The sequence below is a fragment of the Acinetobacter bouvetii genome (assembly GCF_902753875.1).
Taxonomy (GTDB): Bacteria; Pseudomonadota; Gammaproteobacteria; order Pseudomonadales; family Moraxellaceae; genus Acinetobacter; species Acinetobacter bouvetii_A.
In genome coordinates, this window is record NZ_CADDTS010000039.1 from 15,327 (window position 1) to 28,568 (window position 13,242).

General features: G+C 44.0%; 23 protein-coding genes and 1 pseudogene. 2 read left to right on the forward strand and 22 right to left on the reverse strand.

Features of this window, described 5'->3' with window-relative positions; translation table 11 throughout:
• Positions 1-30 precede the first annotated feature (30 nt).
• The 22 genes and pseudogenes from rplO to FB6_RS11500 form a co-directional block, all read right to left on the reverse strand.
• Positions 31-471, reverse strand: coding sequence for a 50S ribosomal protein L15 (gene rplO, locus FB6_RS11395; protein ID WP_174560108.1), 441 nt, complete (start codon positions 469-471; stop codon positions 31-33).
• 3 nt (positions 472-474) lie between these two features.
• A complete protein-coding gene (gene rpmD, locus FB6_RS11400; protein WP_087619473.1) occupies positions 475-651 on the reverse strand; it encodes a 50S ribosomal protein L30 in 177 nt (58 codons plus the stop codon).
• Positions 652-657: 6 nt separating this feature from the next.
• The gene (rpsE, locus tag FB6_RS11405; RefSeq protein WP_004657688.1) at positions 658-1,155 is read right to left on the reverse strand and encodes a 30S ribosomal protein S5; all 498 of its coding nucleotides are present in this window, start codon (positions 1,153-1,155) and stop codon (positions 658-660) included.
• Between the two features lie 2 nt (positions 1,156-1,157).
• Positions 1,158-1,508, reverse strand: a complete 351-nt coding sequence (rplR, locus tag FB6_RS11410; protein WP_004650473.1) for a 50S ribosomal protein L18 — start codon at positions 1,506-1,508, stop codon at positions 1,158-1,160.
• Between the two features lie 14 nt (positions 1,509-1,522).
• Positions 1,523-2,056 (reverse strand): 50S ribosomal protein L6, encoded by a 534-nt coding sequence (rplF, locus tag FB6_RS11415; protein WP_174560109.1) that lies wholly within the window; start codon positions 2,054-2,056, stop codon positions 1,523-1,525.
• Positions 2,057-2,069: 13 nt separating this feature from the next.
• Positions 2,070-2,465 (reverse strand): 30S ribosomal protein S8, encoded by a 396-nt coding sequence (rpsH, locus tag FB6_RS11420; protein ID WP_086174451.1) that lies wholly within the window; start codon positions 2,463-2,465, stop codon positions 2,070-2,072.
• A 12-nt stretch (positions 2,466-2,477) separates the two neighbouring features.
• Positions 2,478-2,783 (reverse strand): 30S ribosomal protein S14, encoded by a 306-nt coding sequence (rpsN, locus tag FB6_RS11425; RefSeq protein WP_016654889.1) that lies wholly within the window; start codon positions 2,781-2,783, stop codon positions 2,478-2,480.
• Between the two features lie 9 nt (positions 2,784-2,792).
• Positions 2,793-3,329: a 50S ribosomal protein L5 gene (gene rplE / locus FB6_RS11430; protein WP_174560110.1), complete on the reverse strand. Its 537-nt coding sequence runs from the start codon at positions 3,327-3,329 to the stop codon at positions 2,793-2,795.
• Positions 3,330-3,345: 16 nt separating this feature from the next.
• Entirely contained in the window at positions 3,346-3,663 is a 318-nt protein-coding gene (gene rplX, locus FB6_RS11435) for a 50S ribosomal protein L24 (protein WP_174560111.1), read from the reverse strand.
• 9 nt (positions 3,664-3,672) lie between these two features.
• The gene (rplN, locus tag FB6_RS11440) at positions 3,673-4,041 is read right to left on the reverse strand and encodes a 50S ribosomal protein L14 (RefSeq protein ID WP_174560112.1); all 369 of its coding nucleotides are present in this window, start codon (positions 4,039-4,041) and stop codon (positions 3,673-3,675) included.
• A 92-nt stretch (positions 4,042-4,133) separates the two neighbouring features.
• Positions 4,134-4,391, reverse strand: coding sequence for a 30S ribosomal protein S17 (rpsQ, locus tag FB6_RS11445; RefSeq protein WP_004691314.1), 258 nt, complete (start codon positions 4,389-4,391; stop codon positions 4,134-4,136).
• Entirely contained in the window at positions 4,388-4,585 is a 198-nt protein-coding gene (rpmC, locus tag FB6_RS11450; RefSeq protein WP_004650482.1) for a 50S ribosomal protein L29, read from the reverse strand. The genes rpsQ and rpmC overlap by 4 nt, the downstream gene beginning before the upstream one ends.
• The gene (gene rplP / locus FB6_RS11455) at positions 4,585-4,998 is read right to left on the reverse strand and encodes a 50S ribosomal protein L16 (protein ID WP_174560113.1); all 414 of its coding nucleotides are present in this window, start codon (positions 4,996-4,998) and stop codon (positions 4,585-4,587) included. The genes rpmC and rplP overlap by 1 nt, the downstream gene beginning before the upstream one ends.
• Positions 4,938-5,754 (reverse strand): annotated as a pseudogene (gene rpsC, locus FB6_RS11460) (30S ribosomal protein S3). The gene rplP and the pseudogene rpsC overlap by 61 nt, the downstream one beginning before the upstream one ends.
• Position 5,755: 1 nt before the next feature.
• A complete protein-coding gene (rplV, locus tag FB6_RS11465) occupies positions 5,756-6,085 on the reverse strand; it encodes a 50S ribosomal protein L22 (protein WP_174560115.1) in 330 nt (109 codons plus the stop codon).
• A gap of 9 nt (positions 6,086-6,094) precedes the next feature.
• Entirely contained in the window at positions 6,095-6,370 is a 276-nt protein-coding gene (gene rpsS, locus FB6_RS11470; protein WP_004869548.1) for a 30S ribosomal protein S19, read from the reverse strand.
• 19 nt (positions 6,371-6,389) lie between these two features.
• Positions 6,390-7,214 carry a 50S ribosomal protein L2 gene (gene rplB, locus FB6_RS11475; RefSeq protein ID WP_174560116.1) on the reverse strand — a complete coding sequence of 275 codons (825 nt, stop codon included), beginning with the start codon at positions 7,212-7,214 and terminating at the stop codon, positions 6,390-6,392.
• An 11-nt stretch (positions 7,215-7,225) separates the two neighbouring features.
• The gene (gene rplW / locus FB6_RS11480; protein WP_174560117.1) at positions 7,226-7,546 is read right to left on the reverse strand and encodes a 50S ribosomal protein L23; all 321 of its coding nucleotides are present in this window, start codon (positions 7,544-7,546) and stop codon (positions 7,226-7,228) included.
• Positions 7,543-8,145 (reverse strand): 50S ribosomal protein L4, encoded by a 603-nt coding sequence (gene rplD, locus FB6_RS11485; RefSeq protein WP_174560118.1) that lies wholly within the window; start codon positions 8,143-8,145, stop codon positions 7,543-7,545. Before rplD ends, rplW begins: the two co-directional genes overlap by 4 nt.
• Positions 8,146-8,156: 11 nt before the next feature.
• Complete coding sequence (gene rplC / locus FB6_RS11490) at positions 8,157-8,795, reverse strand: 50S ribosomal protein L3 (protein WP_174560119.1); 639 nt, start codon at positions 8,793-8,795, stop codon at positions 8,157-8,159.
• A 59-nt stretch (positions 8,796-8,854) separates the two neighbouring features.
• Positions 8,855-9,166, reverse strand: a complete 312-nt coding sequence (rpsJ, locus tag FB6_RS11495; protein ID WP_000070912.1) for a 30S ribosomal protein S10 — start codon at positions 9,164-9,166, stop codon at positions 8,855-8,857.
• 268 nt (positions 9,167-9,434) lie between these two features.
• Positions 9,435-10,172 (reverse strand): type 1 glutamine amidotransferase, encoded by a 738-nt coding sequence (locus FB6_RS11500; RefSeq protein WP_174560120.1) that lies wholly within the window; start codon positions 10,170-10,172, stop codon positions 9,435-9,437.
• A gap of 159 nt (positions 10,173-10,331) precedes the next feature.
• On the opposite strand from FB6_RS11500, the gene FB6_RS11505 reads away from it, so the two are divergent.
• A complete protein-coding gene (locus FB6_RS11505; RefSeq protein ID WP_174560121.1) occupies positions 10,332-11,534 on the forward strand; it encodes a PLP-dependent transferase in 1,203 nt (400 codons plus the stop codon).
• Positions 11,535-11,561: 27 nt separating this feature from the next.
• A complete protein-coding gene (locus FB6_RS11510) occupies positions 11,562-13,145 on the forward strand; it encodes a helicase HerA-like domain-containing protein (protein ID WP_174560122.1) in 1,584 nt (527 codons plus the stop codon).
• The last annotated feature ends 97 nt before the right edge of the window (positions 13,146-13,242 follow it).

The following is a 13,242-nucleotide window of genomic DNA, read 5'->3' on the forward strand; positions in this document are numbered from 1 at the left end:
TGAAGAACTAGGAGACATAGACACTAGCGATTACTCCTCGACTTTACCGCCAGCAGCTTCAACAGCAGCTTTAGCGCCTTTAGTCAATGCAACACCTTGAACAGTGAATGCACGAGTAATTTCACCAGAAAGTACGATACGAGCACGAGTCATATCTTTACGTACAACATTCGCAGCTTTTAAAGTTTCAAGTGAAACGATATCACCTTCAACTTTAGCAAGCTCTGATAAACGTACTTCAGCAGTTTTTAAAGCGAGTTGGCTAGTAAAACCGAATTTAGGTAAACGACGATATAACGCAGTTTGACCACCTTCGAATCCTGGACGAACGCCACCACTTTTACGTGATTTTTGACCTTTGACACCACGGCCACCAGTCTTACCAACGCCAGAACCGATACCACGGCCTAAACGCAGATTATCACGTTTTGCACCTTCAGCAGGTGCAAGCTCATTTAAACGCAGAGTCATGGCTTATTCCTCTACACTAACCATATAGTAGACTTTGTTGATCATACCACGGTTAGAAGGTGTATCTTGAACTTCTACAGTATGACCAATACGACGCAGACCTAGACCTTGTAGGCAAAGTTTGTGATTTTTCAAACGATGCGCAGAAGATTTAGTCTGGGTAACTTTAATCGTTTTCATGATTGATTACCCTTGAATTTGTTCTACTGAAAGACCACGTTTCGCAGCAACTTTCTCTGGAGAAGTCATATCACGCAAACCTTTGAAAGTTGCGTTTACTACGTTAGCAGCATTAGTAGAACCATAACATTTAGCAAGTACGTTATGTACACCAGCAGCTTCAAGAACGGCACGCATTGCGCCACCAGCGATTACGCCAGTACCTTCAGAAGCAGGTTGCATGTACACACGGCTTGCGCCATGACGAGCATTCACAGGGTGTTGCAGAGTTGTACCTGCAAGGTCAACTGTGATCATGTTGCGACGAGCAGCTTCAAGTGCTTTAGAAATAGCAGCTGGAACTTCACGTGCCTTACCACGACCAAAACCTACACGACCGTTACCATCACCCACAACAGTTAATGCTGTGAAAGAGAAAATACGACCACCCTTAACAACTTTGGCTACACGATCAACGGCAACCAGCTTTTCAACAAGACCTTCGTTTTGTTCAACTTTAGCCATGATTAGAACTCCAAGCCGTTTTCACGAGCAGCATCAGCCAAGGCTTTGATACGACCATGATATTTGAAACCAGAACGGTCAAATGCAACTTTAGTAACGCCAGCTGCTTTAGCACGTTCTGCGATTAAAGCACCTACTTTAGTAGCCGCTTCAACGTTACCAGTTGTACCAGCACGTAAAGTAGCATCTAAAGTTGAAGCTTGAGCTAAAACTTTGCCACCATCTGCTGAGATAACTTGAGCATAGATGTGACGCGGAGTGCGGTTTACACACAAACGAGTCGCACCCAATGCACGAATGTGCAAGCGTGTGCTTTTCGCACGACGCAAACGGGATTGTTTCTTTTCGTTCATAAGAACCTCGCGCCTTATTTCTTCTTAGCTTCTTTACGAAGTACAACTTCGTCAGAATAACGAACACCTTTACCTTTATAAGGTTCTGGCGGACGATAACCACGGATATCTGCAGCAACTTGACCTAAACGAGCTTTATCAGCTGATTTAAGAATGATTTCAGTTGCTGTAGGAGTTTCAGCAGTTACACCTTCAGGAAGTTTATAATCGATAGGGTGTGAGAAACCTAAGTTAAGGTTAACAACATCACCTTTAACTGCAGCTTTATAACCAACACCGATTAATTGCAACTTACGTTCGAAGCCTTCATTAACACCTTTTACAAGGTTGTTAAGTACAGCGCGAGCAGTACCAGCTTGCATCCAAGCGTCTTTCGACTCTTTAACTGGAGCAACTTGAAGATTACCTTCTTCCTGTTTTAGCTCGACCAGCGCATGCAGGTTGAAAGACAATGTACCTTTGCTGCCTTTCACTTCGACCTGCCGGCCGTTCTGAGTAACTGTTACACCGTTAGGTACAGTTACTGGGGCTTTAGCCACACGAGACATGAGGAATCACCTATTAAGATACAAAAGCAATAACTTCACCACCGATACCTGCAGCACGTGCAGCGCGATCAGTCATGATGCCTTTGCTTGTAGAAACAATTGCAATACCTAAACCTTGCTTAACGCTCGGAAGTGCATCTTTACCGCGATATTGGCGAAGACCTGGACGGCTTACGCGTTTCACAGTTTCGATAACTGGTTTGCCTTCAAAATATTTTAACGTAATTGTTAAAGTTGGTTTGCCTTCAGCATCAGCAACTTCTACGTTTGAAATATAACCTTCTTGTTGAAGTACGTTTGCAATAGCAACCTTCAACTTAGAATTTGGCATAGAAACAGTTTGTTTCTTTGCCATTTGTGCGTTACGAACACGTGTTAACATGTCGGCAACGGTATCTTGCATACTCATTTATAGTGCTCCTTACCAGCTTGCCTTAACAACGCCCGGTACATCACCTTGCATTACTGTATCACGTAGTTTGTTACGGCTTAGACCGAACTTACGGAAGTAACCATGAGGACGACCAGTTAAACCACAACGGTTACGTAGACGTACTGGAGATGCATTACGTGGTAATGCTTGAAACTTCATCATCGCTTCGAAACGTTCTTCGTCTGATGCATTTACGTTTGCAATGATTGCTTTTAATTCAGCACGTTTTGCAGCGTATTTAGCAACAGTTTTTTCGCGTTTCAATTCGCGATTAATCATACCTTTCTTAGCCATATCGACCTCTTATTTGAACGGGAAGCCGAATGCACGCATAAGCGCACGGCCTTCGTCATCGGTGCGAGCAGTCGTAGTAATGGTAATATCCATACCACGAATACGATCAATCTTATCGAAATCGATTTCAGGGAACATGATTTGTTCCTTCAAACCCATCGAATAGTTACCACGACCATCAAATGATTTCGCAGAAAAACCGCGGAAGTCACGAATACGAGGGATCGCGATAGAGATCAAACGGTCTAAGAATTCGTACATACGTTCGCCGCGTAAAGTAACTTTACAACCAATTGGCCAACCATCACGGATTTTGAAACCCGCGATTGATTTACGAGCTAACGTTAGAACTGGTTTTTGACCAGCAATCGCTTGCATATCAGAAAGAGCGCCATCTAACAATTTCTTGTCAGCTGATGCCGCACCAACACCCATGTTAATGGTGATTTTAGTGATGCGAGGAATCTCCATCACATTCTTAACGCTCAATTGCTCTTGTAGCTGAGCTTTAAGTTCGTCGTTGTAACGTGTTTTAAGTCTGGCCATTGCCTATTTCAACCTATTACTTCGCTACCGCCACTGATTCACCGTTAGATTTGTAAACGCGAGTTTTCACGCCTTCAATCGTTTGGTAACCAACACGGTCAGCCTTTTGGGTTGTAGCATTAAAAATTGCCACGTTAGAGATATGAAGCGAAGCTTCTTGTGTAACTACAGCGCCTTCAGCACCTGTTGCACGGTTCGGCTTTTGATGCTTCTTAACCAGGTTAAGGCCTTCAACCATAACACGGTCATTTGAAACAGACAGAACAGTTCCCTGTTTGCCTTTTTCTTTACCTGCGATCACGATTACTTGATCGCCTTTTTTAATCTTAGCCATGAGTGCCTCTTATAGAACTTCAGGAGCCAATGAAATAATTTTCATGAACTGTTCAGTACGAAGTTCACGAGTCACTGGTCCGAAAATACGAGTTGCAATCGGCGCTTTGTTGTTGTTCAAAATAACAGCAGCGTTATCATCAAAACGGATAATAGAACCGTCTGGACGACGTACGCCGAATTTTGTACGTACAACTACAGCATTCATCACGTCACCTTTTTTAACACGTGCGCGTGGAATAGCTTCTTTTACAGTAACTTTAATAATGTCGCCAACAGAAGCATAACGACGATGTGAACCACCAAGTACTTTAATACATTGTACGCGGCGAGCACCACTGTTGTCTGCTACGTCTAGCATAGTTTCGGTTTGAATCATTGCCCTACTCCAAAACCGAGCATCACCGGTCACAATTTCGAAAGGCTCAAAGAGTACTCGAAATTAACCGATGATGCAACAGATACGTCTAATTACTCAGCAGCAGCTTCAACAACTTCAACTAGAGTCCAAGACTTAGTTTTAGAAATTGGGCGGCTTTCTTTGATAGTCACAACGTCGCCAGTTTTAGCAGTGTTGTTCTCATCGTGAGCGTGTAATTTAGTTGAACGGCGGATTGATTTGCCATACAACGGGTGTTGAACGCGGCGTTCGATAAGTACAACGATAGACTTGTCCATCTTGTCGCTTACGACTTTACCGGTTAACGTGCGAACTGTTTGTTCACTCATTGTCCGTTCCCCTGTTTTTCGGTAAGGAGTGTCTTGATACGAGCAATAGTCTTACGAGTAAGCGCAACTTCATGCGATTTACCCAATTGACCAGTTGCTTTAGCCATACGAAGACGGAATTGGTTAAGCTGTTGCTCATCAAGCAAAGCTGTCAACTCTTCTACCGATTTTTCACGTAGATCTTTAGTTTTCATTACATTACCGTCCGAGTCACGATAGTGGTTTTAAACGGAAGTTTAGCAGCAGCAAGCGTAAATGCTTCACGTGCCAATTCTTCGCTTACACCTTCCATTTCGTACAAGATCTTACCTGGTTTGATTTGGCAAACCCAGTACTCCACAGAACCTTTACCTTTACCCATACGAACTTCTAATGGTTTTTCAGTAATTGGCTTGTCCGGGAATACACGGATAAAGATCTTACCACCACGTTTTACACGACGGCTGATTGTACGACGCGCAGCTTCAATTTGACGAGCTGTCATTTGACCACGCTCAACAGATTTAAGTGCGATAGAACCGAAAGATACAGTGCTACCACGATGCGCTAGACCAGTGTTACGGCCTTTTTGAACCTTACGGAACTTAGTACGTTTAGGTTGCAACATGGATTATTCTCCTTTTTCAGCAGAACGATCATTGCGACGACCACGACGCTCTTGACCTTCACCACGACCGCGACCACGTTTAGCTGGACGTTCTTCAGCAGGAGCAGGGTTCATGACTTGTTTCATGCCACCTAAGATCTCGCCACGGAAAATCCAAACTTTAACACCAATCGTACCGTAAGTAGTTTCAGCACGCATAGTAGCGTAGTCGATGTCTGCACGAAGTGTATGCAAAGGTACACGACCTTCACGATACCATTCAGTACGCGCAATCTCAGCACCGCCTAAACGACCAGAAACTTCAACTTTGATACCTTTAGCACCAGCACGCATAGAGTTTTGAACCGCACGCTTCATAGCACGACGGAACATTACACGTTTTTCTAATTGAGAAGCGATAGCTTCAGCAACTAAACGAGCGTCTAAGTCTGGGCGATCGATTTCGTTGATGCTTACTTGCGCAGGAACACCCATAATAGATGTTAATTCGCGTTGTAATTTCTCAATGTCTTCGCCTTTTTTACCGATTACGATACCAGGACGAGCAGTGCTAATCGTAATTTTAGCAGCGCCTGTTGGACGTTCGATAAGAATATTGCTAACCATTGCATTCTTAAGTTTTTTAGTCAAAAACTCACGAACTTGCAAATCTTTAAGCAAGTATTCAGCGTATTGTTTCGGATTCGCATACCAGTTAGCGTTATGACGTTTCACAACACCTAGGCGGATACCGATTGGATGAACCTTCTGACCCATATCAAACCCCTACCTTAACGGTGATGTGACAAGTACGCTTAGTAATACGATCTGCACGGCCTTTCGCACGTGGCATAATACGTTTAAGGCTGATGCCTTCATCAACGTAAATCGTAGATACTTTAAGGTCGTCTACATCTAAACTGTTATTATGTTCAGCGTTTGCAATTGCAGATTCCAACGCTTTTTTCACTAAAACTGCAGCTTTTTTGTTGCTGAAGTTCAAGACATTTAAAGCGTGAGCAACAGATTTGCCACGGATTAGATCTGCAACCAAACGAGCTTTTTGTGCCGAGATAGCGGCACCGCGTAATTTAGCAGTAACTTCCATCATAGCACCTTAACGTTTAGATTTCTTGTCAACACCGTGACCACGATAGGTACGAGTTGGCGCGAATTCACCGAGTTTATGACCAACCATATGCTCAGATACGATCACTGGAACATGGTTACGACCATTGTGAACAGAAATTGTTAAACCAACAAAATCTGGGAGGATCATCGAACGACGCGACCAAGTTTTGATCGGCTTGCGAGAGTTACTCGCTACAGCCGCTTCAACCTTAGCGAACAAGTGCGCATCGACGAATGGGCCTTTTTTCAGAGAACGAGGCATTGTCAGATTCCTTTACTTGTTACTTAACGCGACGGTCGCGAATGATCATCTTAGTCGTACGCTTATTGGTACGTGTCTTGTACCCTTTAGCTTTTTGACCCCATGGGCTTACAGGTTGAATACCTTTGTTACGCCCTTCACCACCACCGTGTGGATGGTCAACCGGGTTCATCGCCATACCACGAACGGTAGGACGAACACCACGCCAGCGTGATGCACCTGCTTTACCAAGTGAACGAAGGTTGCTTTCTGAGTTAGATACTTCACCTAACACAGCGCGACATTCAACGTGTACTTTACGCATTTCGCCTGAACGTAGACGAATAATTGCGTAAGAACCGTCACGACCCAACAATTGAGCAGATGTACCAGCAGAACGCATTAATTGCGCGCCTTTACCGATTTTAAGCTCGATGTTGTGAAGAGTAGAACCGATAGGCATGTTACGAAGTGGCAAGCAGTTACCTGGACGGATTGGAGCATCGTTACCAGATTGTACTTTATCGCCAGCACGTAAACCTTTAGGCGCAATGATGTAACGACGTTCACCGTCTGCATATTTCAATAAAGCAATATGCGATGTACGGTTAGGATCGTATTCAATACGCTCTACAACAGCAGGAATGCCATCTTTGTTACGTTTGAAGTCAACGATACGGTAGTGTTGTTTATGACCACCACCAACGTGACGAGTCGTAATGTGACCGTTGTTGTTACGACCGCCAGTACGTTTTTTAGCTTCAACCAACGGAGCATAAGGTGCGCCTTTGTGAAGATGGTCGTGAACGACTTTCTCTACAAAGCGACGTCCTGGTGACGTTGGCTTACATTTTTGAATAGGCATAATTCTCGTCCTTATTCCGCTGCGCTTTCAGCGGTATCGCCCAAGTCAGCCATTTCAACATCTTGGCCAGCTTTCAGGGTGACGTATGCTTTTTTAACATCAGAACGACGTCCTAATGTTTTACCAAAGCGTTTAGTCTTACCTTTAGTGATCGTAGTGTTAATTTTAACAACTTGAACACCAAAGAGTTGTTCAACTGCTTTTTTGATTTCAAGTTTGTTTGCATCAAGTGCAACTTTAAATACTTGAACACCAGCAGTCTCACCTAAAACTTGTGCTTTTTCTGAGAATACAGGTCCTTGTAGGACTTGATAGATACGTTCGTTGTTCATCCGAGTTCTACCTCAATTTTCTTAGCAGCAGCAACAGACATAACAACTTTATCGAACGCGATCAAGCTTACAGGATCAATCGCAGCAGCATCTACCACATCAACGTGTGGAAGGTTGCGAGCTGCAAGATATAGATTCTCATCTACAGCATCAGTAACGATCAATGCGCGAACAGCATTTAAGTCGTTAAGTTTTGCAAGCAATTCTTTAGTTTTTGGAGCAGCAACAGCAAACTCTTCAACTAATACAAGACGATCTTGGCGAACAAGTTCAGCTAAGATACATTGCATTGCACCGCGGTACATTTTGCGGTTAACTTTTTGAGACCAATCTTGTGGGCGTGCAGCAAAAGTTTTACCACCACCAACCCAGATAGGGCTACGAATAGAACCCGCACGAGCGCGACCAGTACCTTTTTGACGGAATGGTTTTTTACCACCGCCAGATACGTCAGCACGTGATTTTTGAGCTTTAGAACCTTGACGACCACCAGCCAAATAAGCTGTAACAACTTGGTGTACAAGAGCTTCGTTAAACTCACGTCCGAAAGCAACTTCAGACAACTCAACAGCAGAGCCGGAAACAGTATTTAAATTCACGTTATTTCCCCTCAGGCCTTGATCGTAGGACGAACGATAACGTCGCCACCAGTAGCACCAGGAATCGCACCTTTAACAACAAGAACTGAACGTTCTGCGTCAATAGATACAACTTCAAGACCTTGTACTGTTACGCGTTCATCACCTAAGTGACCAGCCATTTTCTTGCCTTTGAACACGCGACCAGGAGTTTGGTTTTGACCTGTAGAACCTAAAACACGGTGAGATACAGAGTTACCATGAGTCGCATCTTGCGTACGGAAGTTCCAACGCTTAACACCACCTTGGAAACCTTTACCTTTTGATTGACCAGTTACGTCAACAATTTGACCTACTGTGAACAAATCAACACCGATAGTTCCGCCAACTTCACGACCTTCAAGCTCAGCTTCTGCAACGCGGAATTCTTTAACCAAACGACCAGCAGCAACACCCGCTTTAGCGAAGTGACCTTTTTGAGCGTTAGTTACGCGAGATTCGCGACGTTCACCAGTAGTGATTTGAATCGCTTGATAACCATCAGTTTCAAGCGTTTTGATTTGAGTGATGCGGTTAGGATCAACCTCAATCACTGTTACAGGTACAGAAACACCAGCATCTGTAAAGATACGGGTCATACCGCACTTGCGACCGACTAAACCAATAGCCATGTGCATAAACCTCTAAAAAAGCGGCCTAATTAACTTAGAGCGTTAATTAACCGAAAGCCTTAACCCAATGCGATCTGAACATCAACACCAGCTGCAAGATCTAACTTCATCAACGCATCAACAGTTTTATCTGTAGGTTGAACGATGTCGATCAAACGTTTGTAAGTGCGGATCTCGTATTGGTCACGCGCATCTTTGTTAACGTGTGGTGATGTTAAAACGTTGAAACGTTCGATGCGAGTAGGCATCGGAATTGGACCACAAACTTGTGCGCCAGTACGTTTTGCTGTTTCTACGATCTCTTGAGCAGATTGATCAATTAAACGATGATCAAAAGACTTAAGACGGATACGAATTCTCTGGTTAGACATACCAGTTAACTCCAAGCCAAATATATAAAGAATCACCCTTGACGCATCTCACCCCACTTTATAGAGGCAAGTGTCAAGAGCAGTGAATTATCACTAAGGTCACGATCGATGCCGCGACTGTCACGATGTTAACTACTTTATTCGTAGCCAACCCCCTTTCATCAAAGGGTCGCTCATTATATCCATTGTTTAATGCATAAGCAAATCCATTTTCCTTATTTTGTCCTATTTTTCAAATTATTCGAAAGATCAACTGCTTATAATTTAATCAAGTTGAAGTTTTTTGCAAAACGTACTCTATTGCTTGGTTTAGTATCTGATTTCCTTGAATAAAGTTACTTTTATTTGAGCTTTTTAACTGTCGTTCTGTTTGTACATATGCTCCTGAAAAGTGATCCAACTCTTCATCATTTTCCAAAAACAACTGTAATACCTCTGGTGTAATTTCTGGATGAAATTGAAATCCCAAGACATTTTTTCCAATTTGATACATCTGATTACGGCAAACCTCATTTTCTGCCAGATGAATTGCCCCTTTAGGGATTTCAAAGGTTTCACTATGCCATTGCATGACCTTAAACTGTTCTGGCAATTCAAAACACTCTTCCGGCACACGGTTGACCTTACACACTTCTGTCCAACCTAATTCTTGCTGTTCATTACGTCTGACCGCTGCTCCCAAGGCATTGGCAATTAACTGCCCACCCAGGCATAAACCAATCGCAGGTTTGCCCATGGATAAGTAACGTCTAATCCAGCGTTTTTCAATTTTTAACCAGGGATAATTAGCTTCATCATTCACGCTCATCACCCCACCCATAATGATAAGCAAATCTACATCTTCCACTTGAGGCAAAGCCTCTATGTCGAGTGGCCGATCCACAGGTAAAGCAAAAAATTCCGTTGCACTAATTTTAGCGTGGTGTTGTTTTAAAAATTGATAACAACTGCCGAACCCTTCACCAGCAATATGCTGAAAATAATGTACTTTTAAATGCGACTTCATGCGCCTCCGCCTATTGTTTTAGCTCTGTTATAGGTTTAGCAAGAATGAAGCCAACTTTATGTGCAAATTAACGTTTCTATACATTTCAGCATTTATATAGCCTAATTGTTGTGATTCTCTTAAGCTAAGAGCAATTTTGATACAACTTAGAGCTGCATCTTGAAAAAGAATCCACAAACCGCGCTGATTCATGCACCACGAAAAGCCCCGCAATATATTTCTACCGTTCAACCTCCCCTGTTTCGTGCATCGACCATCATTTTTGACAACACTGATGCACTATTTAATCGCCACTGGACTGATGACTATGACTATAGTTATGGCACCCATGGCACACCCACAACATTCACTTTAGGCGATAACATTGCCCAGATTGAAGGTGGGACTTATTCTTTGCTTGCCCCTAGTGGTTTATCAGCGATTAACTTGGTCAATTCCTGTTTCTTAAGTCAGGGGGATGAAGTCTGGGTGGCAGATAATATCTATGGGCCAAACATGGAACATCTGCGCAATCTGGAAACGCGTTATGGCATTCGGGTTCAAGTGTATAACCCGATTGACGTAGCTACATTCCAGCCCACAGAGAAAGCCAAGCTGCTGTGGTTGGAAGCAGCAGGTTCAGTCACTTTAGAATTTCCAGATTTGACTGGTCTGGTGAAAAAAGCTCAAGCGCACAACATTCTTACCGCTTTGGACAATACCTGGGGCGCGGGACTAGCATTTAACGCCTTCGATTTTGGCGACGAACATTTAAGTGTGGATATAAGCGTGCATGCCCTGACTAAGTATCCAAGTGGTGGCGGAGATATTCTGATGGGCTCAGTCGTAACCCGTGATAAGAAGCTGCATCACCAACTGTTTCGTGCCCATGCCATCCAAGGCATTAGCGTGTCCGGTGATGATGTCGCTCAGGTACAACGCAGTCTGGCATCGATGCAACTTCGCTATCAGCATCAATCTCAAAGCTGCTTAACACTATTAGATTGGCTCAAACAACAACCGGAGTTTGTTCAGGTCTTGCACCCTGCCGATGAGGCTTCAGCTGGACATGAATACTGGAAAGAAATTTGTAGCGATGGGCAAAGTGCCGGCTTGGTCAGTGTAATCTTTAAACCTGAATATACGCTAAAAGATATCCGGGCTTTCTGCGATGCACTGCAACTGTTTAAACTGGGCTTTAGCTGGGGTGGTCCGGTCAGTCTGGTCATGCTATATAACCTGAGCGATATGCGGGTGTTGGCACATACACATTTACAACAAGGTTTGCTGGTTCGTTTTTGTATAGGACTAGAACATCCTGCAGATTTGATACAAGATATAGAAAATGCGCTAAAACAATTGAATACGCAAAAACTCGAATAGTTCAATAAGAAAGAGACAGGAAAATATATGGGTACACCAATCGTTATTGCCAAGAAAACCACCAATACACAGCAAGATATTGTTTTACATTCCCAGTTTGCCAACCGTCATGGCTTGATTGCCGGGGCAACAGGAACCGGTAAAACTGTGACCTTAAAGGTATTGGCCGAAAGTTTTTCCCGTATTGGTGTACCTGTCTTTCTCGCCGATGCCAAAGGTGATGTGTCCAGCTTAGCCAAAGCCGGTGAAAGCACCCCCAAGTTTGAAGAACGACTAAAAGTGCTGAATGTGGAATCGGTTCCTTTTACGGCTTCACCGGTGGTGTTTTGGGATCTGTTCGGTCAGCAAGGCCATCCTATTCGCACCACTATCTCTGAAATTGGGCCGTTATTACTGGCGCAAATGCTGAATCTGAATGATACGCAGGAAGGTGTACTTTCAGCCGTCTTTCGCATTGCCGATGATCAGGGCTTATTGCTGATTGACTTTAAAGATCTCAAAGCCATGCTGAGTTATGTCAGCGAGCATGCCGCCGAGTTTAAAGCGGAATATGGCAATCTTTCTCCAGCCAGCTTAGGGTCCATTCAACGCAATTTACTGGCACTTGCTGATCAGGGCGGTGATCAATTCTTTGGTGAGCCAAGTTTAAATATTCTGGATTTCATTCAGACTGATAGTCAGGGCCGCGGCATCATCAACCTACTGGCGGCTGACAAGCTGATGAATACCCCCAAACTCTATGCCACCTTCCTGTTGTGGATGCTGTCCGAGTTATTTGAACAGCTGCCAGAAGTGGGCGATATGGACAAGCCGAAACTGGTGTTCTTTTTCGATGAAGCACATTTACTGTTTGATAATGCCAGTCCCGCACTACAAGAAAAAATTGAACAGGTGGTACGCCTGATCCGCTCCAAAGGCGTGGGTATTTATTTTGTCACCCAAAACCCGCTGGATCTGCCGGAAAGTGTTTTGGGACAATTGGGCAACCGGGTGCAACATGCCTTGCGCGCCTTCACCCCGAAAGACCAGAAAGCAGTCAAAACTGCCGCAGATACCTTCCGTGCCAATCCTGAATTCAATGTCGATCAGGCCATTACTGAACTAGGCGTGGGTGAAGCCCTGATCAGTTGTCTGGATGAGCAAGGTACACCGCAAATGGTGGAACGTGGCTGGGTGATGCCGCCCTACTCTGCCTTTAGCCCGATTGCGGCTGAAGAACGCAAAGTCCTGATGAGCCAAAGCATGGTTGCAGGAATCTATGAACAGAGCCTGGATCGTGAAAGTGCATTTGAAATGTTGCAACAGAAAGTCGAACAACGTCAGCAACAGGCCGTCGCCGATGAGCAGGCGAAATTGCAAGCCAAAGAACAGGAAGCCTTAGCCAAACAGCAAGCCAAAGAAGCCGAGACACAAGCTAAGCAGCAGGCACGTGAACAAGAACGCATTGCACGCGAGCAAGAAAAAGAAGCTGAACGTGCAGCCAAACAACGTGAAAAATTCACACAGGACATTGTCGGCACATTCGCCAAAAGCGCTGCCCGCAGTTTGGGTGGCAGCACTGGGCAGAAAATCGTGCGTGGTTTACTGGGTTCGCTATTTGGTAAACGATAATTCAATAATCTGATTAATAAGTAAAAAATTATGGGATATTCTTATATCCCATAATTTTTTTATGGTTTTTAAATTCATCCTATTGTCAAAGCACTTT